The following is a 25,307-nucleotide window of genomic DNA, read 5'->3' as shown; positions in this document are numbered from 1 at the left end:
CGGTACGTAGGTCACGTGGGGTGCAACGTCAGCCGATGGCGGCGGCTTCCTGGTTCCCGGTGTACTTCACGTAACCCTCGGACTCCAGCAGGTCGGCCAGCTCGGGGCCGCCGGACTCGACGACGCGGCCACCGGCGAAGACGTGCACGAAGTCGGGCTTGATGTACTTGAGGATCCGGGTGTAGTGCGTGATCAGCATCACGCCCACCTCGCCGGACTCCCGGTACCGGTTCACGCCCTGGGAGACCACGCGCAGCGCGTCGACGTCCAGGCCGGAGTCGGTCTCGTCGAGGATCGCGATCTTCGGCCGGAGCAGGCCCAGCTGGAGGATCTCGTGGCGCTTCTTCTCGCCGCCGGAGAAGCCCTCGTTGACCGAGCGCTCGGCGAACGCCGGGTCGATGTCGAGGTCGCCCATCGCGGCCTTGACCTCCTTGACCCAGTGGCGCAGGGCCGGGGCCTCGCCGCGCACGGCGGTGGCGGCGGTGCGCAGGAAGTTCGACATGGACACGCCGGGCACCTCGACCGGGTACTGCATGGCGAGGAACAGGCCGGCGCGGGCGCGCTCGTCCACGCTCATCTCCAGCACGTCCTCGCCGTCCAGCAGCACGCTGCCGGAGGTGACCCGGTACTTGGGGTGGCCGGCGACGGCGTAGGACAGGGTGGACTTGCCCGAGCCGTTCGGACCCATGATGGCGTGGGTCTCGCCGGCCTTGATGGTCAGGTCGACGCCCTTGAGGATCTCCTTGGACGTCTCGTCGGTGGCGACCGAGACGTGCAGGTCCTTGATCTCCAGAGTGGCCATTTGGTGCTCAGTTCTCCTGGTGTGGCGAGCGTGAAGTCAGTTCGTGGGGGTGGTGACGTCGACGTAGACGTCACCACCGCGGAGTTCGACGGCGAACACGTCGACCGGCTCGGTGGCGGGCGGTGAGGACGGGCGGCCGGTGCGCAGGTCGAAGCACGACCCGTGCAGCCAGCACTCCACGCCCTTGCGCGTCACCTCGCCCTCGCTGAGCGAGACCTCCGCGTGGGTGCAGAGGTCTCGCAGCGCGTGGACGGTGTCGCCGTCGCGGACGAGCAGGACGGGGGTGTGCTCGTCGCCCACCTCGACCGCGACCGGCTTGCGGTCGTCGAGGTCGGCGACCGGGCACACCCTGATCACACGCCCACCGCTTCCAGCTCCGCCTCGATGGCGGCTTCCAGGCGCTCGCGCACCTCGGGGACGGTGATCTTGAGCAGGATCTCCTGGAAGAACCCGCGCACGACCAGCCGACGGGCCTGGTCCTCGGGGATGCCGCGCGCCTGGAGGTAGAACAGCTGCTCGTCGTCGAACCGGCCGGTGGCGCTGGCGTGGCCCGCGCCCTCGATCTCGCCGGTCTCGATCTCCAGGTTCGGCACCGAGTCGGCGCGGGCGCCGTCGGTGAGCACCAGGTTGCGGTTGAGCTCGAAGGTCTCGGTGCCCTCGGCCGCGGCGCGGATCAGCACGTCGCCGATCCACACGGTGTGCGCGTCCTCACCCTGGAGGGCGCCCTTGTAGACCACGTTGCTGCGGCAGTTGGACACCGCGTGGTCGATGAAGGGCCGGTGCTCCAGGTGCTGGCCGGCGTCGGCGAAGTACAGGCCGAGCAGTTCGGCGTCGCCGCCGCGGCCCGCGTAGGTCACCACGGGGGTGAGGCGGACCAGGTCGCCGCCGAGGGTGATGACGGTGTGCCGGAACGAGGCGTCGCGGCCCAGCTTCGCGTGGTGGGCGGAGACGTGCACCGCGTCGTCGGCCCAGTCCTGGATGGCCACGACGGTCAGGTGCGCGCCGTCCTCGACGACGAACTCGATGTTGTCGGCGTAGGCGCCGGAGCCGCGGTGGTCGACGATGACGACGCCCTCGGCGAACGGCTTGGCGTGCACCTGGAGGTGGCCGTAGGCGACGCCGCCCCGGCCGGGGCCGGTGACGGTGACGGTGGTCGCCTCGGACTTCGCGTCCCCGGGCAGCGTGATGACGGTGGCCTCGGCGAACGAGGACCACGCCTGGGCGGCGACGCGGTCGCCGGGGGTGCCGGCGACGCCGAGGCGCCGGTCGTCACGACCGACGGTCTCGGCGGTCACGCCCTCGGCCGCGACGACCGCGACGGCGGCCGGGGCGGTGGCCGCGGCGCCGCTGTGCAGGCCGGCGAGCCGCTTGAGCGGGGTGAAGCGCCAGATCTCCTCGCGCCCGCCGGGCACCTCGAACGCGTCCACGTCGAACGACGCGAAGTGGTCCGCGCGCGACGACACGGGGGCGCCCGCGCCGTGCGAGTGGGCCGTCAGGCCGTGTTGCTGGTCTTCGGTGGTGACGGCCATGTCAGCCGACGGCCCCTTCCATCTGCAGCTCGATCAGGCGGTTCAGCTCGAGCGCGTACTCCATGGGCAGCTCGCGCGCGATGGGCTCGACGAACCCGCGCACGATCATCGCCATGGCCTCGTCCTCGCCCAGACCGCGGGACATGAGGTAGAACAGCTGGTCCTCGGAGACCTTCGAGACGGTGGCCTCGTGGCCCATCGACACGTCGTCCTCGCGGACGTCGACGTAGGGGTAGGTGTCCGAGCGGCTGATGTTGTCCACCAGCAGCGCGTCGCACTTGACCGTGGACTTCGAGTGGTGCGCCCGCTTGTTGACCTGGACCAGGCCGCGGTAGGAGGTGCGGCCGCCGCCGCGCGCCACCGACTTCGACACGATCGTGGAGGACGTGTGCGGCGCCATGTGGACCATCTTCGCGCCCGCGTCCTGGTGCTGGCCCTCGCCCGCGAACGCGATCGAGAGGACCTCGCCCTTGGCGTGCTCGCCCATCAGGAACACGGCCGGGTACTTCATGGTGACCTTGGAGCCGATGTTGCCGTCGACCCACTCCATGGTCGCGCCCGCCTCGGCCTTGGCGCGCTTGGTGACCAGGTTGTAGACGTTGTTCGACCAGTTCTGGATGGTCGTGTAGCGGCAGCGGCCGCCCTTCTTGACGATGATCTCCACGACCGCGGAGTGCAGCGAGTCCGAGGAGTAGATCGGCGCGGTGCAGCCCTCGACGTAGTGCACGTAGGCGCCCTCGTCGACGATGATCAGCGTGCGCTCGAACTGGCCCATGTTCTCGGTGTTGATCCGGAAGTACGCCTGGAGCGGGATGTCGACGTGCACGCCCTTGGGCACGTAGATGAACGAGCCGCCGGACCACACCGCGGAGTTCAGCGCGGAGAACTTGTTGTCGCCCGCCGGGATGACGGAGCCGAAGTACTCCTTGAACAGCTCCGGGTGCTCCTTGAGGGCGGTGTCGGTGTCGAGGAAGACGACACCCTGCTCCTCCAGGTCCTCGCGGATCTTGTGGTAGACCACCTCGGACTCGTACTGGGCGGCGACACCGGAGACGAGGCGCTGCTTCTCGGCCTCCGGGATGCCCAGCCGGTCGTAGGTGTTCTTGATGTCGTCGGGCAGGTCGTCCCAGGTCGCCGCCTGCTTCTCGGTCGACCGGACGAAGTACTTGATGTTGTCGAAGTCGATGCCCGACAGGTCGGAGCCCCAGGTCGGCATCGGCTTGCGGTCGAACAGGCGCAGCGCCTTCAGGCGGTGCTCCAGCATCCACTCCGGCTCGTTCTTCTTGGCCGAGATGTCCCGAACGACGTCCTCGTTCAGGCCCCGGCGGGCGCTCGCGCCTGCCACGTCCGAGTCGGACCAGCCGAACTCGTAGGCGCCGATGCTCGCCAGGGTCTCTTCCTGGGTGAGCGGGGCTGTGGTGGTGCGCTGCTCGGCAGCGGCAGTCATGCGGGCTCCCCTCCATTCGGGATCCGGGGTGTGTTCGGGATGTGCGTCGTGCACACGGCGTCACCGCGCGCGATCGTGGCCAGGCGCTGCACGTGCGTGCCGAGCAGGTCGGCGAACGCCGCCGTCTCGGTCTCGCACAGCTGCGGGAACTCGGCCGCGACGTGCGCGACGGGGCACAGGTGCTGGCAGAGCTGCTCCCCCGCCCCCACGTGCCGCGCCGAGGCAGCGTAGCCCTCCCTGCTCAGGGCGGTCGCCAGGGCCTTGGCCCGTCCGGCGGCGTCGGGCTGGGCCACGATGGCCGCCCGGTGCTGCTCGACGAGCGCGGAGACCCGGCGCCGCGCGAAGGCCCGTACCGCCTCCTCCCCGCCCTGTTCGGCGAGGAACCGCAGCGCGGCCACGGCGAGGTCGTCGTAGGCGTGCCCGAAGCGGGCCCGCCCCTGCTCGGTCAGCAGGAAGAGCTTGGCCGGGCGACCCCGGCCGCGCTGCCCCCTCCGGGGGGCCTCCCTGCTGATCGCCTCGCCGTCGGCCACCAGCGCGTCGATGTGCCGGCGCACCGCGGTGGGGCTCAGGCCCAGCTGCTCCGCGACCGAGGCCGCGGGAACCGGGCCCTGCTCCAGCAGCAGGCGCGCGACGGCGTGCCGGGTCCGCCCGTCGTGCCCGGCGGGCACGGCGGTCCAGGACTCCCCGACGTTTTTCACAACACCAGTGTTGCGTATTTCCCCGGTACTCGCAAAGATCACCGCGCATCGGGTGACCCGACTCACCCGGCGGGGGCGGTCGATACCCTTCCGGCGTGACGGCGGGCGGAATGGTGACGGGCGATCGGGTGGAGATCGGCGAGGCGGCGCCCCTGGACGCGCCGGAGCGCCGTCAGCTCGACATCATCCGCCGCTGGGGCACGGTCGGCGCGCTGCTGCTGGTCGTCGGCTCGCTGGGGTCCGGCGCGGCGCCGGTGTTCAGCCCGCTGCCGGGCACGCCGCTGCTGGGGCTGTTCGTGCGGATGCCCACCGCCTCCATGGCCGTGGTGTGGACCGGCATGTTCATGGTGGTCTCGGCGTGGCTGTGGCTGGGCCGGTTCGCCCGTCCGGGCAGGCCGCGGCTGGTGTCGCGCAGCCAGCTGGACCGCACGCTGCTGATGTGGATCACGCCGCTGGTGTTCGTGCTGCCCATGTTCAGCCGGGACGTCTACAGCTACCTGGCGCAGTCGCAGATCGCGGCCAACGGCCAGGACCCCTACGAGCTGGGACCGGCCACGGCGCTGGGCGTGGAGCACCCGCTGACCAAGAACGTGCCCAACATCTGGCGCGAGACGCCCGCCCCGTACGGGCCGCTGTTCCTGGCCGCCGGGCGGGTCATCTCGATGGTGACCGGCGACAGCGTGCTGCCCGGGGTGTTCCTGCACCGGCTGCTGGTGCTGCTGGGCCTGGCGATGATCGTGTGGGCGCTGCCCCGGCTCGCGCGCCGGTTCGGCGTGCCGCCGGTGAGCGCGCTGTGGCTGGGCGCGGCGAACCCGCTGGTGCTGTTCCACCTGGTCATCGGCGTGCACAACGAGGGCCTGGCGATCGGGCTGATGCTGGTCGGCCTGGAGCTGGCGCTGCGCCGGATGCCCACGACGCCCGGCGTGCCCATGACGCGCGAGGAGCTGCTGTGGATCGTGCTCGGCGCGACCATGATCACCATGGGGGCGGCGGTGAAGATCCCGGCCGCGCTGGCGCTGGGCTTCCTGGGCGTGATGATCGCCCGCCGCTGCGGCGGCCGGTTCTCCGACCTGGTGCGCGCGGCGCTGCTGTTGCTGCTGGTCTCCGGCCTGGTGATGGTGGGCACGTGCGTCGGCACGGGCCTGGGCTTCGGCTGGGTGCAGACGCTGAGCGTCGCCTCCGAGGTCAAGAGCTGGATGTCGCCGCCGACCGCGATGGGGTTCCTGGGCGGCGGGCTGGGGCTGGTGCTCAAGCTGGGCAACCACACCGAGTCGATGATCGTGCTGATGCGGCTGGTGACGCAGGCGGTGTCGGTGGCGATCGCGGCGACGCTGCTGTGGAAGGCGTTCCAGGGGCGGATCAAGGCGGTCAACGGGCTGGGCGCGGGCCTGGGCGCGGTGCTGGTGCTGGGGCCGGTGCTCCAGCCGTGGTACGTGCTGTGGGCGGCGTTGCCGCTGGCCACGGCGGTGCTGGCGCGCCGGTTCCGGGTGTTCGCGACCACCGCCAGCGCGGTCATCGCGGTGGTGCTGCCGCCGACCGGCTCGGCGTTCGACGGCCGCGCCTACATCGTGCCGCAGGCCCTGGTGGGCGCGGTGATCGCGTTCGCGGTGTGCGTGCTGGTGGCGCGCCGCCAGGTGGTCCCGCTGCTGCGGCGCGACCCGCTGCCCGGCTCCGTGTGAAGCGCTCCCGGGCGTGACCGGCCGGGGTCCGACCGCTCCGAGGTGTAACCGGTTGCCCGGTTCGGGCGAGACACGGTTGCTGGGATGATCGTGCGCACCCGGGGAGGGATCGCGGAATGACCGACGTGCCGCAGGAGCAGATCCGGTTCGCCGTCGTGCTCAACGGCGGGGTGAGCCTGGCCGTGTGGATGGGCGGGGTGGTGCTGGAGCTCGACCGGCTCACCAGGGGCGACGGCCCCTACTCGACCCTGCTGGACATGGTCGGCAGCACCGCGCGCGCCGATGTCATCACGGGCACGTCCGCAGGCGGCATCAACGGCGCGGCCCTGGCGTTGTCGCAGGTCAACGCCAGTGCCCGGCTGGAGCGGCTGCGTGACCTGTGGGCCGAGCAGGGACGCATGGAGCAGCTGCTGCGCACCCCGTTCCGGGGGCAGCCGGTGTCGCTGCTGCGCGGCGACGAGTTCTTCCTGCCGCGGCTGCGGGAGGCGCTGGAGCGGCTGACCGCGGACTTCGACCCGACCCCGCAGCACGAGCGGCCGGTGGACCTGCGCATCACCACCACGCTGCTGACCGGGGTGCCGACGGTCACCCACGACGACCTGGGCCAGCCCCTGGTGCAGTCCTCCCACCAGGGCAGCTTCTCGTTCCGCCGCGACCCCGGCGGGCGCGACGACTTCACCGCCGACCGGCTGCCGACGCTGGTGGGCCGCATGGCGCTGGCCGCCCGCTCCTCCGCGTCGTTCCCGTTCGCGTTCGAGCCGTCGTTCATCCCGGTCGCGCCCGGCGCGCCCGACACCGACCGGCCCAACATGGCCGAGGTCGCCTCCTGGGCCAACGGCACCGACAACCGGTCCCGCTACGCGGTCGACGGCGGCGTGCTGGTCAACACGCCCACCCGGGAGGCGCTGGAGGCCATCGACCGGATGCCCGCCGAGGGGCCGGTGCGGCGGGTGATGCTGCTGGTGTTCCCGCACGCCCGCGACGAGGTCGTGGAGCCGGTGGCCCCGGTGGACGGCGCGCTGCCCAGCACCGTCGCCACCGGCGGCAGCCTGCTGGGCGCGCTGACCGGCCAGAGCGGCCGCACCTACGTCGAGCGCATCGAGGAGCACAACCGCAACGCCGCCTCCCGCCGCGGCGGCCGCAACGCGCTGCTGGACCGGCTGGCGTCGGGCGGCTCGGTCACCCGCAAGCTCTACGCGCTGGCCGGCACGCTGCACGAGCACTACGAGGACGTGCGCGTCCGGCACGCCGCCCGCGACATCACCACCCGCCAGTTCGAGGTGCCCGGCGCCAACGCCGCGAACCGGACGTTCGAGCGGGTGCGCTCGGCGGCCGAGGCCGCCCAGCGGGCCTACCTCGCCGAGCGGGGCAGCCTGCCGTACGTGCCGGGCGCGCCGCAGCCCACCGCGCTGCCCGACCACGGCTGGCCGTGGGGCATCGCGATGGCCGAGCGGCTCGCCTCCGCGGCGATGGACCTGCTCAAGCGCCTGGTGTGGGTGATGCCGGACGCCCAGCGGCTCGGCCTGGCCCGCACCGACCTGCACGACGTGCGCGCCCGGCTGCGCGCCCTGCGGACCGAGCTGGACGAGCACTGGACCACCGCCGAGCTGGAGGAGCTGGACCAGGGCTACTGGGAGCGGCGGCTGCACCGGTTCGCGGAGCGGATGCTGACCGCGCCGGACGGCGTCGGGCAGCGGGTGCGCGAGCAGGTGGACCGCATCGCCCACATCCTCGGCGACGCGCACGACATCCTCGACGGGCTGGACGACGACCAGCTGCGCGTGGGCGTGCTGCGCTCGTGGCACCGGCTGCTCACCGAACCGCGCACCCCCGCCGAGGCCGAGGCCGGGCTGGCGGGCGGCGGGCTGTGGCTGTCGAGGGTGCTGGCGCTGGAGGTGGCGACCACCTGCCTGGCCGACGACACCCGCGGCGAGCTGGACCAGGCCGTGGAGCTGGTGCAGATCAGCCTCCAGACGCGCAACGCCTTCGCCGAGTACAGCCTCACCCCCGACGACAAGGCCGGCGGCGCCGCGCTGAGCCGGTTCTCCGGGTTCCTCAAGCGGTCCTGGCGGGTCAACGACTGGATCTGGGGCCGCCTCGACGGCGCCACCATGCTGTGCAGGGTGGTGTTCGACCCGAAGCGGCTGCTGCGGGTGGACCGGCTCACCGGCGCGGACGGCGACCCGGCGCAGCGCGCCGCCCGCCGCGTCGACGAGCTGGTGCGCGCCCTGTTCGGCGAGGGGCTGCCCGACGACCTGCGGCCGTGCGTGGCCAGGGCGGAGGACGAGCTGGCGCGGGTCTACGCGGACCCGGACGGCGACCACCCGCCGACGTGCGCGGCGCTGGCCGAGCTCGCCTCGTGGGCGCTGCACATCCAGATCGCCTGCGAGGAGCTGCCCGCGCTGCGCGCCGCGATCCTGGCCGACCGGCTGGAGGGCGCGGACCGGCGCTCGCGCGGCGAGCTGTTCCTGGAGGAGCAGGCGGCGCTGTTGGCGCGGCTGCCCGTGCGCACCGACGCCGAACGGGTCGAGGTGGGCCTCCAGGCGCTGCGCGCGTTCGACCGGGCCGGCATCGGGCGCGAGCCGCTGGTGCAGGAGGCGGGCAGCGACCAGGTCATCCGCACGGCGGCGACCGCGGCGGCCGTGGCGGTCACCGTGGTCGACAGCGAGAACTCCGGGCTCGGCACGGCGAAACCGCTGACCAGGACGTTGCGCGGGGCGGCGCTGCTGCCGTACTGGACGATCACCGGGCTGACCCGCGGCGGGCAGCTGGCGCAGTTCCTCGGGCTGCTGGGGTTCGCGCTGGGCGGCGCGCTGCTGGTGCTGTCGCTGTTCGACCTGCTGCCGCCGTGGGCGGTGGGCCCGGCGGCGGCGCTGGGCGGCGGCACGCTGATGGCCGCGTTCGGCTACGCGGCGCTGCGGTCCGGGACCCTGCTGCACGGGCTGGTGCTGCTCTCACCGGTGATCCCGCTGGTCGCGGTGGCGGTCGACCGGACCCGGGACGCGATGGCCGGCGGGGAGACCGGGGACCAGGCCACCACCGGCATGGTCGCGGTGGGCGGGGTGCTGCTGGTCGTGGTGGGGCTGCTGGTCATCGGCAGCCTGCCCGCGCCGGTCGGCACGCCGCTGGCGGTGCTGGCCAGGGTCCGGCTCGAACCGCGCCTGCTGCTGCGGGTGCTGGTGGCGGCGGCGATCGTGGTCGGCGTGTGGGTGTTCGTGCGCTACCGGCTCTACGACCTGCCGCCCGTGCCGGTCGTGGTGGGCACCGCGGTGGCGGTCCTGTTCGGCGCGGTCACCTCGTACGTGCTGGGCAGCTCGCTGCGGCGGTGGCGGCAGGTGGACGGGACGTGGGACACCGAGCCCGCCGAGCCGCCCGCGTCGGCGACCGCCGGGTGGGCCGCCGTGTACGGGTCCGCGCTGCTGGTCGTGGCCGCCTCGGTGCAGGTGTTCGAGCTGCGGTTCACCGGCTGGGAGGCGGTGCTGGGCACGGCGCTGGCGTTCGGGCTGGTGCTGCTGTTCGTGACCACCTGGTGGGTGCCGCTGCGGGCCCGGCGCACCATCGCGACCTCGCTGGTGGAGCAGATGTCGATCGTGGACTTCGACCCGGACGACGTGGACGGCGCACTGCTGCGGCGGTTGGAGGGCCACGGGATGCTGTTCAGGTTCCTCACCGAGCTGGGGCCCGACGGCCGGCCGCGCCTGGGCCCCGGTGGCGTCCGGGTCGCGCAGCGCGTCAAGCGCATGGCCGCCACCGGGGTGGACGTGGGTTAGGGCCCTGCCGGAGGTCGGGCCGGCAGGGATCGGGCGGCCGGGGATCAGGCGGCCAGCGCCGGGCGGGTCTCGGGGACGCCGAGGGCGCGGGCGTAGAGGCGCTCGAAGGTCTCCAGGGTGCCGTCGAGGGCGTGGGCGGCGATGAGCTCGCCGCTGGCCGCGCCCATCCGGGCCGTCACGGCCGGGTCCGCCAGCACCGCGTGCAGCCGGTCGGCCAGCCCGCGCACGTCGCCCGGCGTGAACAGCCAGCCGTTGCGGCCCGGTCGGCACAGGTGCGGCAGCGCCATCGCGTCGGCCGCCACCACCGGCCTGCCCGCGGCCATCGCCTCCATGGTGGCCAGGCTCTGGAGCTCCGCGATGCCGGGCATGCAGAACACGTCGGCCGCCGCGTAGGCGTCGAGCAGCTCCTCCTCGGGGACGAACCCCCGGAACCGCACCCGGTCGGCGATGCCCAGGTCGCGGGCCAGCGACTCCCACGCCGCCCGGCACGACCCGTCGCCGACGACCTCCGCGCGCAGGCGCGGCACCAGCGCCACCGCGCGCAGCAGCTCGTCCACCCGCTTCTCCTCGTCCAGCCGGCCCACGAACAGCACGGTCGGCGCGTCGGAGCGCCGCGCGGGCCGCCGACCCCGGTACCGGTCGAGGTCGATCCCGCACGACACCGGCACCGCGCGCGGCGGGAACCCGTTGTCGTGCAGCAGCTCCACCGCCCGCGGCGTCGGCGCGGTCACCACGTCCGCCGCCCCGAACACCCGCCCCAGGTCCCGCCACGCCCACCGCGAGGCCGCGCCCCGCAGCCACGCCGGCACCCGCGCGTGGCCGAACAGGTTCTCCGGCATGAAGTGGTTGGTCGCCACCGTCGGCACCCCCAGCTCCGCCGCCCGCCGCAGCGCGTAGCGGCCCACCACGAAGTGCGCCTGCACGTGCACCACGTCCGGCCGCAGCCGCTCCAGCAGCACCCCCACGTCCCGGCGCACCTGCCACGGCAGCCCCACGCGGAACGTGCGGTGGAACGGCGTGCGGTGCGACCGCACCCGGTGCACGGTGACGCCGTCGACCCGCTCGGCACCCGCCCGCCCCGTCGTGGACACGCAGATCACGTGCACGTCGTGGCCCCGGCCGGCGAGACCGGCGGCCAACCGGTGGGCGAACCTGGCCGCGCCGTTGACGTCCGGCGGGAAGGTCTCCGCCGCGATCACGACCCGCAGGGCGCGTCCCTCGTCCACTGTCTTCTCCGTCCTGGTGGGAACCGTCCCGGGAGGAACCGCTCCGGTGGGAACTGCGTGTGCTCCGCGCGCCAGCGCCACCACGCCGCCGACGGCGACCAGAGCGCAGGCGAGTTCGGCCAGGGCGACGGCGCCGCTGGTCCGGGTCGCCTCGCCGAGCAGCCCCGCGCCGGCGCCGACGGCCACCAGCGGGTCCACCACGGTGAGGCAGGCGACCGCCAGGTGCGGCGGTCCGCCGGCGTAGGCGTGCTGGGTGAACCAGCCGCCGACGAGCAGGGCGGCGGCGATGCCCGCCGCCGACAGCGCGGTCGCCCAGGACACCCCGCCCCGCTGGACGTCCTGGGACACCGCGCGCATGAGCACGGACACGAGGCCGTAGGCGACACCGGCCGCCGAACCGAACCCGAGGGCCCGCACCGCCGGCCGCCGCGCCAGCACGCCCAGCAGGGCGGGTCCGGCGAGCAGGCCGAGGGCCAGCAGCCCCGCCCGGACCTGCGCCTCCGGCGCCACGGTGGTGGGGGTGGCGCTGCCCGCGGCCAGGAGCACGAAAGCCCCCACCGCGAGCGTGGTCACCAGCACCGCGGGCAGCTCGCGGCGGCGCCCGTCGAGCAGCGCGGTGACGCCGATGGCCACCACGCCCACCGGCTGCACCACGCTCAGCGGCGCCATCCCCAGCGCCACCGCGTGCACCCCGGAGCCGAGGACCAGCAGCAGCAGGCCCAGCAGCCACCGCGGCCGGCGCACCAGGTCCGGCAGCCGCGGCGCGCCGGCCCCCGCGCGCACCGCCTCGTGCTGGAGGCGGGCGGCCAGGGCGAAGCACACCGCGCCCAGCACCGCCAGCACCACCGCGAGCCACGTCACGACGACACCCCCCGGCGGACCGCGACGGCGGCCAAGGCGAACAGCAGGCCGTAGAGCAGGACGAACAACACCCGTTCGAAAAGGCCCAGCAGAACCGCGCCGCCGTCCGGCCGGACCAGTGCGACGTGGCTGAGCATAAAAGCGACGGAGGTGATTCCGGCAGCCACGGAAAAACGACGAACGGCGGTATTGGCGGTGAACGTCCGGGAAACCAGCCACCCCGCCAGCGGCAGCGCCGCGAACATCACCGCGCCCGCGTACCGGTGCACCGCGCCCGAGAACGACGTCGGCGCGCCGGTCGGGTCGGTCGGGAACACCGCGGCCACCGCCAACCCCGCCGCCCACAGCCCCATCAGCCACGACGCCGCCCCGTGCCGGGGCAGGCCGGAGCGCACCAGGACCACCAGCAGCCCCACCGACGCGGCCGACAGCGACAGCGCGGCGGCGCCCAGCGGCACCGACCCGCCGTCCACGAAGATGTAATCGCTGACCGTGTGCCGCACCGGGCTCAATTTCCCGACCGACACCACGTGCAGGTACCCGACCGGGAGCAATGAGCCGATCAGCCCGACCACGGTCAGCGGGAGCGCCAGCGCCCCGCTTTTCCCCCCGATCAACGCCACAACGGAAATCCTGGCGGTCCCGCCGGACCGAAAGATATCCGGAACACCCCCGAGGAAACCCTGAGGGCCCGGGGGTGACCCTGATGGGGCCAGCCCCACCACCGGGCCCCCACCACCGGGCCCCCACCGGCGGGGTCCTACGCTTCGCTGTCGTGAGCCCGCACCCCCAGCACCCTGCCGTGGAAGTGTCGGGGCTGGTCAAGCGCTACGGCTCCACCGTCGCGGTGAACGGACTCGACCTCACCCTGGCGACCGGCACGGTCCTCGCGCTGCTCGGCCCCAACGGCGCGGGCAAGACCACCACCGCCGAGGTGTGCGAGGGGTTCCGCCGGGCCGACGCCGGCCTGGTCCGCGTCCTCGGCCTCGACCCCGCCCGCGACGGCGACCGGCTGCGGGCCCGCATCGGCGTGATGCCGCAGGGCGGCGGCGGCTACCCCGGCGTGCGCGCCGCCGAGCTGCTGCGGCTCGTCGCCACCTGCGCCGCCAACCCCCACGACCCCGCCTGGCTGCTCGACGTGCTCGGCCTGTCCTCCGTCGGCCGCACCCCCTACAAGCGCCTCTCCGGCGGCCAGCAGCAGCGCCTCTCCCTCGCCTGCGCCCTCGTCGGCCGCCCCGAGCTGGTGTTCCTCGACGAACCCACCGCCGGCCTCGACCCCCAGGCCCGCCACCTGGTGTGGGACCTGATCGCCGCGCTGCGCGCCGACGGCGTCAGCGTGCTGCTCACCACCCACCTCATGGACGAGGCCGAGGCCCTCGCCGACCACGTCGTCATCGTCGACGCCGGCCGCGTCGTCGCCCAGGGCAGCCCCGCCGAGCTCACCACCCGGCACGACGAGCAGCAGCTCCGCTTCCGCGCCCGACCCGGCCTGGACCTGACGCTGCTGCGCGCCGCCCTGCCCGAGGGCCTGGAGGTCCGCGAGACCACCCGCGGCGCCTACCTCGTGCGGGGCACCATCGACCCGCAGGTCGTCTCCACCGTCACCTCCTGGTGCGCCCAGCAGGGCGTGCTCGCCGAGGAGCTGACCGTGGCCAAGCGGAGCCTGGAGGACGTGTTCCTCGAACTGACCGGCAGGGAGCTGCGCTCGTGACCGACCCCCGGTTCGCCCCCGGCACCTTCACCCCCGCCCCCGGCCGCGGCAACCTCGCCCGGATGCTGCTCGCCCAGGCCCGCACCGAGACCGCGCTCACCCTGCGCAACGGCGAGCAGGTCCTGCTCACCGTGCTCATCCCGGTGGCGCTGCTGGTCGCGATGAGCCTCATGGCGGTCATCCCGGTGCCCGAACCGCGCGTCGCCTCGGCCACCGCCCGCGTCCTCGCCCTCGCGGTCATCTCCTCCGCCTTCACCGGCCAGGCCATCGCCCTCGGCTTCGACCGCCGATACGGCGTGCTCAAGCGGCTCGCCGCGACCTCCCTGCCGCGCTGGCTGCTCGTCGCCGGCCGGGTCGCCGCCGGGCTCGCCGTCGTCGCCGTGCAGGTGCTGATCCTCTGCGCCGTCGCGCTCGCGCTGGGCTGGCGGCTCCCGCCCGTCGCCGGCCTGCTGTGGGCCGCCGCGCTGCTCGTCCTGGGCGCGCTCACCTTCGGCGCGCTCGGCGTGCTGCTCGGCGGCGCGCTGCGCGCCGAGGTCGTGCTCGCCCTGGCCAACATCGCCTGGTTCGCGCTGCTGCTCATCGGCGGCGTCGCGCTCGGCGTCGACACCCTGCCCGCGTGGCTGCGCGTGATCGTGGACGCACTTCCCTCCGCCGCCCTCGCCGAGGGGCTGCACCACGCGGTCGTCGACGGGGCCGCCCCCGCGCTGCGCCACGTGTCGGTGCTGGTCATCTGGGGTGTGGCCGCGGGCGCGCTGGCCGCCCGGACCACCCGGCTCGACTGACCCCGCCGGGAACACCCCGGACGGCGGTACCTACCATCGGCTGGTGCCCGCCTGGTTCACGACCGCCCTCAGCCGGTTCCAACGCGCCTTCGCCGTCGCCGTGGTCATCGCCCAGGGCGGCATCGCGGTCACCGGCTCGATCGTGCGCGTGACCGGGTCGGGCCTCGGCTGCCCCACCTGGCCCCAGTGCTTCGAGGGCAGCCTCGTGCCCACCGAGCACCCCGAGGTCGCCTCCCTGCACCAGTGGGTCGAGTTCGGCAACCGCACCCTCACCGGCGTGGTCGGCGTCATCGCCGGGCTGTGCGTGCTCGCCGCCTGGTTCAACCGGCCCCGCCGCAAGCGCGTGGTGGTGCTGGCCCTCGTGCAGTTCGGCGGCGTGGTCCTCCAGGCCCTCATCGGCGGCGTCACCGTGCTCACCGGCCTGCTGTGGTGGACCGTGTCCGTGCACTTCCTCGTGTCGATGGCGCTGGTGTGGTTCGCCGTCCTGCTGGTCGCCTCGCTCGGCGAGGGCGACGAACCCGCCCGCCCCCGCGTGCCGCGACCCCTCATGACGCTCCAGGTCGTGCAGGCCGTCACGCTCGGCCTGCTGCTGCTGGCCGGCACCTTCGTCACCGCCGCCGGACCGCACGCCGGCGACGCCGACACCCCGCGCCTGGACGCGCCCGTCGACACCCTCTCCCAGCTGCACGCCGACCTGCTGTTCCTGTTCCTCGGGATGCTCGTCGCGCTCGGCTTCGCGCTCAAGGGCCACCCGGTGCCGCGCCGGCCCTACTCCGCGCTCGTCGCCGTGGTGCTGGCGCAGGGCACCCTGGGCATGGTCCAGTACTGGACCGGTGTGCCCGAGGTGCTCGTGTCGCTGCACGTGCTCGGCGCCGGCGCCGTCGTCGTCGCCACCGCCGCCCTGTGGGTGTCCACCAGGGAACGGCCTCACCGCGCCGAGGAGGGCCTCCGCTCCCAGACCGCGGGCAGCTCCGTCGCCAGCCACGCGTAGAGGTCGTCGACCGCGCGCAGCCGCACCGCCCGCTCCGGGTCGCCGCTCATCAGCCGCATCCCCGACTCCGTCAGCTCGCGCACGCTCACCAGGGCGTCCAGCTTCGCCTGCACCAGGTCGGCCCACCGCTTCTCGTTGATGCGGTACTGCGCCGCCTGCCTGCCCCGGCGGGTCCGCTTGGTCACCAGACCCGCGTTGACCAGGAACTTCAGGTTCGTGCTGATCGAACCGCTGCTCGCCTCCAGCTCCTGCGACAGCTCCGCGGCCGTGCGCTCGGTCGGCTGGCACACGAGCAGGTAGCCCATGATGCGGCCGCCGATGAGCGGGAAGCCCTCCTTCTCGAAGTGCGCCGCGAACCTCTCGATCCACGCCGACAGCCGGGTCTCGCGTCCTGCGCTCACCGCCACCCCCTATGTGCTTCGGTCAACACTGAAACCATAGTAGGTCGCGTGCTGATCTTTGCGCAAAGGCGGGCGGTGCCGCGTGTCGCGGGAGGAGGTGGAGCGGCGGCTCGGGGCGAGGGATGGGAGGCGGTCGGGGCCGGGGGGCCGGGGCGGTCGGGTCGGGGCGGCCAGACTCGGGGCGGTCGGTTCAGAGGCGGCGCAGGCCCGCCAGGACGCGTTCCATCAGGCCCAGGTCCGGCTGGTCGGCGGAGGCGGTGTCGTGGACGTCGATCAGGCCGCGCTCCGCCATGTCGCCGAGCAGCACCTTGGCCACGCCCAGGGGCAGGCGCAGGAGGGCGGCCACCTCGGCGACCGACCGCGGGCGGTCGACGAGGCCGATCACCTCGTGGTGCTCGGACTTCATCCCGTCCGGGTAGTCCCAGTCCACCGCGGAGACCAGGGTCTCGATCTCCAGCTGGTAGGACGAGGTGGTGCGCCCCCCGGTCCACGAGTAGGCGCGGACGATCGACGCCGCCTCCTCGCGGGGGTACTCGAAGTCGGCGTCCCCGTCGTCGTCGAACACCGGCCGGTGCGGCCTGGTGTCGCCGGTGTCGGCGGACGCCTGCTCGGCCGCTTTCGGCTTGTCCGGCCGGCGGCGGCGGGAGTCCAGGCTGAACCCGTTGAGCAGGTTGGCGAACGCCTGGTCCGACGACCCCTCGGGGTCCTGGTCGTGGTTCATGACCACCTCACGCGGACGGGCGGGCCATCATCCGCTTCGCGCCGTGGAGCTGGGCGCGCAGCTCGGGGGTGAGGAGCTGGCCGACCTGGTCGACCACGACGGTCATCTCGTAGGCGACCTGGCCGACGTCCGCGTCCGGCGCGGCCAGCACCGCCAGGCACGAGCCGTCACGGATCGACATCAGCAGCATGATCCCGTGCTGCATCTCGACCACCGACCTGAGCACGCCGCCGCCGTCGAAGCAGCGCGCCGCCGACTCGGTCAGGCTCGCCACCCCGGCCGCGATCGCGGCCAGCTGGTCGGCCCGGTCCTCCGGCAGGTTGCTGGACGCGGTGAGCAGCAGGCCGTCCACCGAGATCACCACCGCGTGGGCCACCCCCGGCACGCGATCGGCGAAGTTGCTCACCAACCAGCCGAACTGATCGACCTGGCGGGACTTCTGCGCGCTCATCCGTTGCTCTCCTGACCGGTTCGGTTCTCCCCGGACCCCTGCACACCTTGCCTGATGCCGGTCTGGTAGTTGGCCAAAAATCCGCGTGTCGCCTGCGGATCCCTCCGTACGGGTGCCACCGCATCGGGTGCGCCCGGCCGTTCGGCCGCCAGGTTCTCCACCAGGTTCTTGCGCGGCTGCCTCTTCGGCAGGCCGGACGCGTTGTCGGACACGGGCGCCTCCCCGCGCTCGTGGTCTTCCGGCGCGCGGTGGCGCGCCGGCTCGGCCGGTCCGGGCGACACCGGGGTGCCGCCGAACCACGTCGACCCGTTCCGCTTCGGCGCGGGAGCCGGGGCCGGGGCCTTCGCGGGCGCCGGCGCGGTGGGGGTGGACGCGTCGGGGGTGCGGCCGCTGAACGGCGACCAACCGTCCTCCCCCAGCGGCACGGCGGGCGGGAGCGGCGGGAGCGCCGGGGGCATGACCAGCGGGGTCGACCCGGTGACCGGGGACCGCGGCAGCACCGGCTGGGGGCCCGTGGACGACGACCTCGGCAGCACCGGCTGGGGACCGGGGGACGGGGACCCGGCGGAATGGGACCCAGTGGAATGGGACCCGGCGGAATGGGACCCGGCGGAATGGGACCCGGCGGAATGGGATGCGGTGGGCAGGCCGTGCGCCGGGAACGGCTGCGGGCCGGTCGACGGCCCGCCCGAAGGGGAAGGACCCACGAGCGGGGAAGGACCGGTCAGCGAGGGCGGGCCCACCGCCGGGACGCGCTGCGCGCCGAAGCCGTCGGAGCCCGGGAGGCGCTGCGGGAGGCCGGCCGCGGAGTTGCCGTTCACCGGGATGGCCTGGACCGGCACGCCCCGGCCCGGGGTGGCGCGCGTGGGCACCGGCCTGCCGGGCACCGCGCCGACCGCGCGCACCAGCTCGGCGGGCAGCGCCACCACCGCGCGCAGCCCGTCGCCCTGCTCGCGCAGGACCACCTCGATGCCGTGCCGCCCGGCGAGTCGGCCGATCACGTACAGGCCGAGCTGGCGGGACACGGTCAGCTCGCCGGAGTCCTCGGCCGCGGCCAGCGCGATGCGGCGGTTGGCCTGGGCCAGGTCCTCCTCGGACATGCCGACGCCCTGGTCCACCACGTCCACCAGCACACCGCCGCCCGGACGGGCGCGACCGCCCACCACGACCTGGGTGCGCGGCGGCGAGAACGTGGTCGCGTTGTCCAGCAGCTCGGCCACCAGCCGCACCAGGTCGCCCGCGGCGTAGCCGACGACCTCGACCGACGGCGTGGTCTGCACGACGACCCGCTGGTACTGCTCGATCTCGGACGCGGCGGCGCGCAGCACGTCGCCCAGCGGCACCGGCCGGGTGAAGCGGCGGGCCACGTCGCTGCCGGAGAGCACCATCAGGTTCTCGTTGTTGCGGCGCATCCGGGTGGCGAGGTTGTCGAGCTTGAACAGGTTCGCCAGCTGCTCGGGGTTCTCCTCCTGGCGCTCCAGCTCCTCCATGAGCTTGAGCTGCCGCTCGACCAGGCCCTGGCTGCGGCGGGACAGGTTGGTGAACGCGTTGCGCATCGCCGCGCGCAGGTCGGCCTGCTCGGCGGCGGAGCTGACCGCCTGCCGGTGCACCGCGTCGAAGGCGCGGGCCACCTGGCCCAGCTCCTCCCGGGTGTGCACGGGCACGGGCTCGACGACCACGTCGTGGGCGCTGTTCTCGCGCAGCTGGGCGACCAGCGCGGGCAGCCGGTGCTCGGCCACGTCGAGCGCCGAGGTGCGCAGCGCCCGCAGGGAGCGCAGCAGGTAGCTGCCGACGATGAAGCCGATGCCCGCCGCGGCGAACAGCGACGCCAGCAGGATCACCGACGCCGCGCCGGCCCGGTCGCTGGTGGCGTCCTGGAGGCGGGCGGCGGCGTCGTCGAGCTGGTCCTCCAGCGTCCGCAGCACGACGCCGATCTGCCGGAGGGTGCCGCGCGAGCTGCTGTTCCACTCGTCCACCGGCACGTCGTTGGAGACCACGGCGGGCAGGCTGCGGACGTACTGGAACAGCCGGTTGCGGGTGTCCACGTCCGGGCCGGCGACCGTGGTCCGGTAGTCCTGCTGCTGGCGCGGCGTGGCGACGGCGGAGAAGTCGGCGAGCTTGTCCTCCTGGCGGGTCCAGGACTGCTCCAGCATGGTCCGCTCGTTGGCCAGCAGCGTGCCGCGGCTGACGCCCGCCAGCACGGTGGCCTGCTGCCAGGACACCTGCTCGGCGGCCATGGCGAGGTTGTGCAGGGCGGTGGCGGTGCCGGACAGGGCCGGGTCGCCGAAGTCGCCGACCATGGCCTGGTCGAAGTCCATCAGGGCGCGCAGCACCACGCTGTAGCCGCCGATGCCGCCCGCCAGGTCGACGCTGCCCGCGAGCACGCGGTCGCGCAGCTGCGGCAGGCCGTCGAGCTGCACCACCACGTCCTGGAAGCGGGCGCCGGCGACCTCGCCCAGCCTGGCGCGGGCCACCAGGTTCTCCACGCCCGCGGCGGCCGTGTCGGTGGTGCGGACCTGGGTCCGGAAGTCGTCCGCGTCGACGCCCTGGCCCTCGGCGCGCTGCGCGGCCATCGCGCGTTCCGCCTGCACGCCCTCGATGAGCGGGTCGAGCCCGGAGCGCAGGGTCACCAGCCGCTGCATCGCGGCGTAGCCGTCCGAGCTCGCGACGTAACCGCGGATCTGCACCAGACCCGCGCCGACCGCCACGAGCACCGGCACCGCCAGCACGGCGGCGAGCTTGATCGGCAGGCGCCAATTCCGCCAGTCCGCGACGGCGGACCACCACTGCCGGCGCGAGTTGTTGTCGCCAGTCACCAGACAAGCCCCGGAAAGTCCGTAGTTGTTTCAAAGTTGAACGACGCCGACTCTTTATGACGGCGGGCAGCGGGTGTTGCTGCGCGATAGTAAGTGGTGGACTGGCCCGGGACAACGACCTTGCGGTCCGTCCTCATCCGATTGGCGCAGCGTGACGATCCCGAGGTCCATCGGACGCCTGTTGAGACATCTTGCGACGTCGCAGCGGAGCGACCCGCGCGAAGCCGGCCACCCGGTTGCCGAGGAGGCGTTGACTGGCGGGCCGGCGCGGTTACGCTGAGCACTCGCCAGCGGTCCACGCGATCCCCCGCGCGCGGCGTGGCAAATCCCCGTGGAGGATTGATGACGAAGGCGATCCTGCCCTCGACGGATTCGAGACCGGCCCGCGGCGGGCGCGGCTTCGCGACTTTCGACGAACCGCCCGCGCCCCTGTTGGTCGACGAGTCCGGCGACCCCGACTTCGTCGCGCTCCAGGCGAGCGAGGACTTCCGCGAGCTGCGGCGCCGGACGACGATCTTCATCGTCCCCGCCACGTGCGGCTTCCTGCTCTGGTACCTGGGTTACGTCGCGCTGTCGGCGTACCTGCCGGAGTTCATGGGCACGCGGGTCTACGGGGTGGTCAACGTGGGGCTGCTGTTCGGGCTGCTCCAGTTCGCCACGACGATCGCGCTCACCCTGGCCTACGCCCGGTACGCGCGGCGCCGGCTCGACCCGCAGGTCGCCGCGGTGCGCGCGCTGACCGACGAGGAGCGGGCCTGATGGGCGGCAACACCGCGCTCAACCTGGGCGTGTTCGGCGTCTTCGTGCTGATCACGCTCTACGTCGTGTACCGGGCGGGCAGCCGCAACGCCACCGCGTCGGACTACTACGCCGCGGGCAGCAGCTTCACCGGGCCGCAGAACGGCATCGCCCTGTCGGGCGACTTCCTGTCCGCCGCGTCGTTCCTGGGCATCTCGGGCAGCATCGCGGTCAACGGCTACGACGGGTTCCTGTACTCCATCGGCTGGGTGGTCTCCTGGCTGATGGGCCTGATGATCATCTCGGAGCGGCTGCGCAACACCGGCCGGTTCACCCTGGGCGACGTGCTGGCGTTCCGGATGCGGCAGCGCCCGGTGCGCGCGGCGGCGGCGAACGTGACGCTGGTGATCTCGCTGTTCTACATGATCGCGCAGATGGCCGGCGCGGGTGCGCTGATGGCGCTGCTGCTGGACGTGCACACCAAGGGCGGCCAGGCGGTCGTCATCGCCGTGGTGGGCATCGTCATGGTGCTGTACGTGCTGGTGGGCGGCATGAAGGGCACCACCTGGGTGCAGATCATCAAGGCCGTGCTGCTGGTGGTGTGCGTGACCCTGATGACGGTGTTCCTGCTGGGCAAGTTCGGGTTCAGCCTGTCGTCGATCCTGGAGACCGCGTCGCGCAACACCCCGCTGGGCCCGGAGGTGCTGGAGCCGGGGGCCCGGTACGGCGGCACGCCGCTGGCCCGGCTGGACTTCATCTCGCTGGCGCTGGCCCTGGTGCTGGGCACCGCCTCGCTGCCGCACGTGCTGATGCGGTTCTACACCGTGCCCAACGCGCGCGAGGCGCGGCGCTCGGTGGTGTGGGCGACGTGGATGATGGCCGCGTTCTACCTGTGCACCCTGGTGATCGGCTTCGGCGCGCTGGCGCTGGTCGGCTCGAACGCCATCACCAAGGCGCCGGGCGGCGAGAACTCGGCCGCGCCGCTGCTGGCCTACGAGATCGGCGGCGCGGTGCTGCTGGGCGTGGTGAGCGCGGTGGCGTTCGCGACGATCCTCGCGGTGGTGGCGGGCCTGACGCTGACCGCGTCGGCCTCGTTCGCGCACGACGTGTACGCCAACGTGATCAAGCGCGGCCAGGCCGACCCGCGGTCGGAGGTCAGGGTGGCCCGGCTGACCGCGGTCGTGGTGGGACTGCTGGCGATCGCCGGCGGCATCGCGGCCAACGGGCAGAACGTGGCGTTCCTGGTGGCGCTGGCGTTCGCGCTGGCCGCGTCGGCGAACCTGTCCACGATCATCTACTCGATGTTCTGGAAGCGCTTCAACACCAACGGCACCCTGTGGGCGATCTACGGCGGGCTCGGCTCGTGCATCGTGCTGCTGGCCTTCTCCCCCTCGCTGTCGGGCGCGCGGAACTCGATCTTCCCGGACGTGGACTTCGCCTGGTTCCCGCTGAGCAACCCGGGCCTGGTGTCGATCCCGTTCTCGTTCCTGTGCGGGTACCTGGGCACGGTGCTGTCGAAGGAGCGGGCCGACCCCGCCAAGCAGGCGGAGATGGAGGTCCGCGCGCTGACCGGGATCGGGTCGGGGCTGCGGTGACGTCGCGGCTGAGGTGACGTCGGGACGCGGCCGGGTCCGGTGGTCCGGCCGGACCTGACGGGCCTGGCGGTCTTGCCGGGCCTGGCGGGCTGCCGGGCCGGACAGGTCCGCCCGACCTAGCGCCGCGCCAGCTCCGCCCGCACCGCCGAGGCGAAGCGCAGCGGCGCGCCCCGGTCGGCCTGCCGGAAGCCCAGCGACGGCTCGACCAGCTCCAGCTCCAGCAGCAGGGGCGAGCCGTCCGCGCCCGGCACCAGGTCCACCCGCGCGTACAGCAGCTCGTGGCGGGGCACGCCGGTCAGCGCCGCGGCCGCGTCCAGCACGTCCTCGGCGACCCGCCGCTGGGCGGGCGAGGGCGACGCGCCGGTCAACCGCTCCAGGACGTAGAGCCCGGACCCGTCCAGCTCGGCGTCCGGGGTGAGCATCGCGCCCTTGGCGAAGGCGTGCGAGTAGTGCCCGCCGAGGAACACCAGCGCCGTCTCGCCGGCCACGTCCACGTTCGCCTGGTACGGCTGCACGAGCGCCCGCACACCCAGCTCCGCCAGGTGCCGCGCGGCGGTCGCGTGGTCGCCGGCCGCGACGCGCAGCGCGCCCCGGGAGCCGCCGCCGACGGTCGGCTTGACCACGAACTCGCCGTCGGGCCAGTCGGTGAACCCGGGCTCGGCCAGGGCCGTGGGCACCACCGGCGCGCCCGCCCGCGCGAGGTCGAACAGGTAGGACTTGTCGGTGTTCCAGCGCACCACGCCCGCCGGGTTGGCCAGGGCCGGCCGCGCGTCGCACCAGGCCAGGAACCCGGCCAGCCGCTCGGGGTAGTCCCAGGTGGCCCGCAGCACGACCAGGTCGGCGTCGACGGGCGTGCCCCAGGCCACCCAGGAGGCGTGCACGCCGACCTCGGCCAGGGCGTCGACCAGCTCGTCCTCGTCACCGTCGCCGGCGGGCAGGGTGGCGCAGGTGGCGAAGAGGACCTTCACCTGCCGGCCATCCTGCGGCGGTGCGCGGGGCCGATCTTCACCGCGGCGGTCGTCTCGCGGTCCCACTCGTGCCGCTCCAGGTCCGGCGTCGCCTCGACGACCGCCTCGGCCGTCGCCACGTCGGGGAGGAACACGTCACCCATGGCGCCGTCGTCGCCGACCAGCACGAGACGCGCGCCGGCCCGGCCGACGGGCTCGACGACCGCGCGCGCCGGCTTGCCGTGCGCGGCCACGAACTCCGACGCGCTCTTCACCGCGCGGTCGACCTTCTTCGCCCCGGTCTTCTTCTCCTCAGCCACGCCGCCCAGATTAGGACCTGCCGGTGACTTCCGCGCGTGACTGCCCTCACCCGGCCGCCCACGCGGGATCGGCACGGTCGGGTTGCCGCGCCCCACCCCTCCCGCCGCGAGGACCCGAACCGTCGACGGGCAGGGCCCCACGGGTTTCGCGGTTCCGCGCGGTGGCCCCGACCAGCGGGTAGCTTCCGTCCTCGTGACTGCGAAGACCGAGGCCGACCGACTGGTCGGCGAATTCCTGGCCTGGCACTTCGACCGCGCTCCCGGCAACGCGGCGATGCTCGGCTCGCCGGCCCACGACCACACGCTCGGGGACTTCTCCGCCACCGCTTTCGCCGATGCCGAACGCGAGGCCGGCTCGTGGCTGGCGCGGTTCACCGCGCTGGAGACCGACGACCTCCAGGAGTCGGTGGACCGCGACCTCGTGGTGGCGGTGCTGCGCGGGGAGCGGGCGAAGGCGTCGTGGCCCGCGTGGCGGCGTGATCCCTCCGTCTACACCGGCGCGGTGCTGTTCCCGCTGTTCAGCGCGTTCCTCAACCGGCTGCGGCCGGAGCCGGAGCTGGTCGCGAGCGTGGTGCGACGGCTGGCCGAGGTGCCGGCGGTGCTCGCCGCGTGCCGCGCGAACCTGGACCAGGGGCTGGCCTCGCCGAAGATCGTGCTGCGCGCCGCGGCGCAGGCGAGGACCGGGCGGGCGTTCCTGACCGGCACGCTGCCCGCGGAGGTGGCCGACCCGGCGCTGCGGGCGGAGCTGGCGGGGGCCGCGGAGCCGGCCGCGCGGGCGTTCGACGAGCTGGCGGCGTTCCTGGACGGGTTCGCGGAGCGGGCCACCGGGGACTGGCGGATGGGCGAGGCGCTGTACTCGACGCTGCTGCGCGAGCAGGAGGTGCTGGGCTACGGCGCCGCCGAGCTGCACGAGCGCGGCCGCTCCGCCTACGCGGAGCTGGAGGCCGAGCTGCGGGAGCTGGCCGGCGCGGACGACTGGCACTCGGTGATGGCGGCGCTCCAGGACGACTTCCCGCCGACGCCGGAGGCGATGCGCGCGGAGTACGAGGCGGAGACGCGGCGGGCGCGGGCGTTCCTGGTGGAGCACGGCCTGGTGACCCTGGCCGAGGGCGAGGAGTGCCGGGTGGTGCCCTCGCCCGCGTTCCAGCGCCCGGTGCTGGCGGTGGCCTCCTACATGTCGCCGCCGCCGCTGACCGACCGGCGGGTCGGGCACTTCTTCGTGCCGTCCCCGCCGGAGGAGTTCACCGCCGAGCAGGTGGAGCAGCGGCTGCGCACCAACTCGCGGGCGCAGCTGGCCACGATCGCGGTGCACGAGGCGTACCCCGGCCACCACTGGCACCTGTCGTGGCTGGCCGCGCAGGACCGGCCGGTGCGCAAGGTGTTCCGCACGCCGTACTTCTCCGAGGGCTGGGCGCTCTACTCGGAGAAGCTGTTGCGGGAGCACGGGTTCTTCACCACGCGGGCCCAGGAGCTGGCGCACGTGGAGGCGCGGCTGTTCCGGGCGGCGCGGATGGTCGTGGACACCGCGCTGCACTGCGGCGACATGGGCGTCGAGGAGGCCGAGGAGTTCATGTCCACCAAGACCTCGCTGACGCCGGGCACGGCGACGGGCGAGGTCACCCGGTACTGCGCGTGGCCGACGCAGGCGCCGTCCTACCTGACCGGGGCGCTGGAGATCGACCGCATCCGCGCCGAGCACACCGGGTCGCTCCGCGAGTTCCACGACACCGTCGCCGGGTCGGGGGCGCTGCCGCTGGGCCTGGCCAGGCGGGTTGCTCTCGGCAGGTGAGACGGCGGAACAGGGCGCGGACGCGCCCGGTTG

The 25,307-nt window shown here is 73.8% G+C and carries 21 protein-coding genes; 8 read left to right on the top strand and 13 right to left on the bottom strand.

Annotation, left to right across the window (positions count from 1 at the left end; genetic code table 11):
* Window positions 1-28: 28 nt before the first annotated feature.
* From sufC to Q5530_RS23200, 5 genes are read right to left on the bottom strand one after another with little or no spacing between them, the layout of a single operon-like run.
* Window positions 29-802 carry a Fe-S cluster assembly ATPase SufC gene (sufC, locus tag Q5530_RS23220; RefSeq protein ID WP_415364860.1) on the bottom strand — a complete coding sequence of 258 codons (774 nt, stop codon included), beginning with the start codon at window positions 800-802 and terminating at the stop codon, window positions 29-31.
* Window positions 803-838: 36 nt separating this feature from the next.
* On the bottom strand, window positions 839-1,159 hold the full coding sequence (locus Q5530_RS23215) for a non-heme iron oxygenase ferredoxin subunit (RefSeq protein ID WP_415364859.1): 321 nt from the start codon (window positions 1,157-1,159) through the stop codon (window positions 839-841).
* Window positions 1,156-2,331, bottom strand: coding sequence for a Fe-S cluster assembly protein SufD (gene sufD, locus Q5530_RS23210; RefSeq protein WP_415364858.1), 1,176 nt, complete (start codon window positions 2,329-2,331; stop codon window positions 1,156-1,158). Before sufD ends, Q5530_RS23215 begins: the two co-directional genes overlap by 4 nt.
* A 1-nt stretch (window position 2,332) precedes the next feature.
* Window positions 2,333-3,778, bottom strand: a complete 1,446-nt coding sequence (sufB, locus tag Q5530_RS23205; RefSeq protein WP_415364857.1) for a Fe-S cluster assembly protein SufB — start codon at window positions 3,776-3,778, stop codon at window positions 2,333-2,335.
* The gene (locus tag Q5530_RS23200) at window positions 3,775-4,476 is read right to left on the bottom strand and encodes a helix-turn-helix transcriptional regulator (RefSeq protein ID WP_415364856.1); all 702 of its coding nucleotides are present in this window, start codon (window positions 4,474-4,476) and stop codon (window positions 3,775-3,777) included. The genes sufB and Q5530_RS23200 overlap by 4 nt, the downstream gene beginning before the upstream one ends.
* A gap of 110 nt (window positions 4,477-4,586) precedes the next feature.
* Between Q5530_RS23200 and mptB the strand changes: the two genes are divergently transcribed.
* Both mptB and Q5530_RS23190 read left to right on the top strand, forming a co-directional pair.
* On the top strand, window positions 4,587-6,155 hold the full coding sequence (mptB, locus tag Q5530_RS23195) for a polyprenol phosphomannose-dependent alpha 1,6 mannosyltransferase MptB (protein WP_415364874.1): 1,569 nt from the start codon (window positions 4,587-4,589) through the stop codon (window positions 6,153-6,155).
* A 116-nt stretch (window positions 6,156-6,271) separates the two neighbouring features.
* On the top strand, window positions 6,272-9,925 hold the full coding sequence (locus Q5530_RS23190) for a patatin-like protein (RefSeq protein WP_415364855.1): 3,654 nt from the start codon (window positions 6,272-6,274) through the stop codon (window positions 9,923-9,925).
* Window positions 9,926-9,969: 44 nt separating this feature from the next.
* On the opposite strand, the gene Q5530_RS23185 is transcribed toward Q5530_RS23190, so the two are convergent.
* Both Q5530_RS23185 and Q5530_RS23180 read right to left on the bottom strand, forming a co-directional pair.
* Window positions 9,970-12,012, bottom strand: coding sequence for a glycosyltransferase (locus tag Q5530_RS23185; RefSeq protein WP_415364854.1), 2,043 nt, complete (start codon window positions 12,010-12,012; stop codon window positions 9,970-9,972).
* Window positions 12,009-12,635 carry a DUF998 domain-containing protein gene (locus Q5530_RS23180; RefSeq protein ID WP_415364853.1) on the bottom strand — a complete coding sequence of 209 codons (627 nt, stop codon included), beginning with the start codon at window positions 12,633-12,635 and terminating at the stop codon, window positions 12,009-12,011. Before Q5530_RS23180 ends, Q5530_RS23185 begins: the two co-directional genes overlap by 4 nt.
* 152 nt (window positions 12,636-12,787) lie before the next feature.
* Here Q5530_RS23180 and Q5530_RS23175 point away from each other — a divergent pair, with 152 nt between their 5' ends.
* The 3 genes from Q5530_RS23175 (at window position 12,788) to Q5530_RS23165 (ending at window position 15,496) form a co-directional block, all read left to right on the top strand.
* Window positions 12,788-13,723 carry an ABC transporter ATP-binding protein gene (locus tag Q5530_RS23175; protein ID WP_415364852.1) on the top strand — a complete coding sequence of 312 codons (936 nt, stop codon included), beginning with the start codon at window positions 12,788-12,790 and terminating at the stop codon, window positions 13,721-13,723.
* A gap of 62 nt (window positions 13,724-13,785) precedes the next feature.
* Window positions 13,786-14,505: an ABC transporter permease gene (locus tag Q5530_RS23170; RefSeq protein ID WP_415364873.1), complete on the top strand. Its 720-nt coding sequence runs from the start codon at window positions 13,786-13,788 to the stop codon at window positions 14,503-14,505.
* Between the two features lie 43 nt (window positions 14,506-14,548).
* Window positions 14,549-15,496 (top strand): COX15/CtaA family protein, encoded by a 948-nt coding sequence (locus Q5530_RS23165; RefSeq protein ID WP_415364851.1) that lies wholly within the window; start codon window positions 14,549-14,551, stop codon window positions 15,494-15,496.
* Here the strand turns inward: Q5530_RS23165 and Q5530_RS23160 are convergent.
* The 4 genes from Q5530_RS23160 to Q5530_RS23145 all read right to left on the bottom strand — a co-directional run bounded on the left by Q5530_RS23160 (window position 15,433) and on the right by Q5530_RS23145 (window position 19,885).
* Window positions 15,433-15,897 (bottom strand): GbsR/MarR family transcriptional regulator, encoded by a 465-nt coding sequence (locus tag Q5530_RS23160; RefSeq protein WP_380642039.1) that lies wholly within the window; start codon window positions 15,895-15,897, stop codon window positions 15,433-15,435. The two genes, Q5530_RS23165 and Q5530_RS23160, sit on opposite strands and share 64 nt — an antisense overlap.
* Before the next feature lie 190 nt (window positions 15,898-16,087).
* Window positions 16,088-16,618 (bottom strand): DUF742 domain-containing protein, encoded by a 531-nt coding sequence (locus Q5530_RS23155; RefSeq protein WP_415364850.1) that lies wholly within the window; start codon window positions 16,616-16,618, stop codon window positions 16,088-16,090.
* Window positions 16,619-16,625: 7 nt separating this feature from the next.
* A complete protein-coding gene (locus Q5530_RS23150; protein ID WP_380642033.1) occupies window positions 16,626-17,069 on the bottom strand; it encodes a roadblock/LC7 domain-containing protein in 444 nt (147 codons plus the stop codon).
* Window positions 17,066-19,885: a nitrate- and nitrite sensing domain-containing protein gene (locus Q5530_RS23145; protein ID WP_415364849.1), complete on the bottom strand. Its 2,820-nt coding sequence runs from the start codon at window positions 19,883-19,885 to the stop codon at window positions 17,066-17,068. The genes Q5530_RS23150 and Q5530_RS23145 overlap by 4 nt, the downstream gene beginning before the upstream one ends.
* A 342-nt stretch (window positions 19,886-20,227) precedes the next feature.
* Here Q5530_RS23145 and Q5530_RS23140 point away from each other — a divergent pair, with 342 nt between their 5' ends.
* Complete coding sequence (locus Q5530_RS23140; RefSeq protein WP_380642027.1) at window positions 20,228-20,644, top strand: DUF485 domain-containing protein; 417 nt, start codon at window positions 20,228-20,230, stop codon at window positions 20,642-20,644.
* Window positions 20,644-22,218, top strand: a complete 1,575-nt coding sequence (locus Q5530_RS23135) for a cation acetate symporter (protein WP_415364848.1) — start codon at window positions 20,644-20,646, stop codon at window positions 22,216-22,218. The genes Q5530_RS23140 and Q5530_RS23135 overlap by 1 nt, the downstream gene beginning before the upstream one ends.
* Window positions 22,219-22,334: 116 nt before the next feature.
* On the opposite strand, the gene Q5530_RS23130 is transcribed toward Q5530_RS23135, so the two are convergent.
* Together Q5530_RS23130 and Q5530_RS23125 are read right to left on the bottom strand one after the other, a co-directional pair.
* Entirely contained in the window at window positions 22,335-23,186 is an 852-nt protein-coding gene (locus Q5530_RS23130; protein ID WP_415364847.1) for an ATP-grasp domain-containing protein, read from the bottom strand.
* Window positions 23,183-23,485, bottom strand: coding sequence for a hypothetical protein (locus tag Q5530_RS23125; protein ID WP_380642018.1), 303 nt, complete (start codon window positions 23,483-23,485; stop codon window positions 23,183-23,185). The genes Q5530_RS23130 and Q5530_RS23125 overlap by 4 nt, the downstream gene beginning before the upstream one ends.
* 193 nt (window positions 23,486-23,678) lie before the next feature.
* On the opposite strand from Q5530_RS23125, the gene Q5530_RS23120 reads away from it, so the two are divergent.
* Complete coding sequence (locus tag Q5530_RS23120; RefSeq protein ID WP_415364846.1) at window positions 23,679-25,274, top strand: DUF885 domain-containing protein; 1,596 nt, start codon at window positions 23,679-23,681, stop codon at window positions 25,272-25,274.
* Window positions 25,275-25,307: the final 33 nt, after the last annotated feature.

The sequence above is a fragment of the Saccharothrix sp. BKS2 genome (assembly GCF_047689505.1).
Taxonomy (GTDB): domain Bacteria; phylum Actinomycetota; class Actinomycetes; order Mycobacteriales; family Pseudonocardiaceae; genus Actinosynnema; species Actinosynnema lopnurensis.
Note: the sequence above shows the minus strand (reverse complement) of the source record. Positions and strands in the feature narration are given on the sequence as shown.

Coding starts and splice junctions, on each gene's coding strand:
- sufC (WP_415364860.1), bottom strand. CDS start 802: ATGGCCACTCTGGAGATCAAGGACCTGCACGTCTCGGTCGCCACCGAC.
- sufD (WP_415364858.1), bottom strand. CDS start 2,331: ATGGCCGTCACCACCGAAGACCAGCAACACGGCCTGACGGCCCACTCG.
- sufB (WP_415364857.1), bottom strand. CDS start 3,778: ATGACTGCCGCTGCCGAGCAGCGCACCACCACAGCCCCGCTCACCCAG.
- mptB (WP_415364874.1), top strand. CDS start 4,587: ATGGTGACGGGCGATCGGGTGGAGATCGGCGAGGCGGCGCCCCTGGAC.
- Q5530_RS23190 (WP_415364855.1), top strand. CDS start 6,272: ATGACCGACGTGCCGCAGGAGCAGATCCGGTTCGCCGTCGTGCTCAAC.
- Q5530_RS23170 (WP_415364873.1), top strand. CDS start 13,786: ATGCTGCTCGCCCAGGCCCGCACCGAGACCGCGCTCACCCTGCGCAAC.
- Q5530_RS23155 (WP_415364850.1), bottom strand. CDS start 16,618: ATGAACCACGACCAGGACCCCGAGGGGTCGTCGGACCAGGCGTTCGCC.
- Q5530_RS23150 (WP_380642033.1), bottom strand. CDS start 17,069: ATGAGCGCGCAGAAGTCCCGCCAGGTCGATCAGTTCGGCTGGTTGGTG.
- Q5530_RS23140 (WP_380642027.1), top strand. CDS start 20,228: ATGACGAAGGCGATCCTGCCCTCGACGGATTCGAGACCGGCCCGCGGC.
- Q5530_RS23135 (WP_415364848.1), top strand. CDS start 20,644: ATGGGCGGCAACACCGCGCTCAACCTGGGCGTGTTCGGCGTCTTCGTG.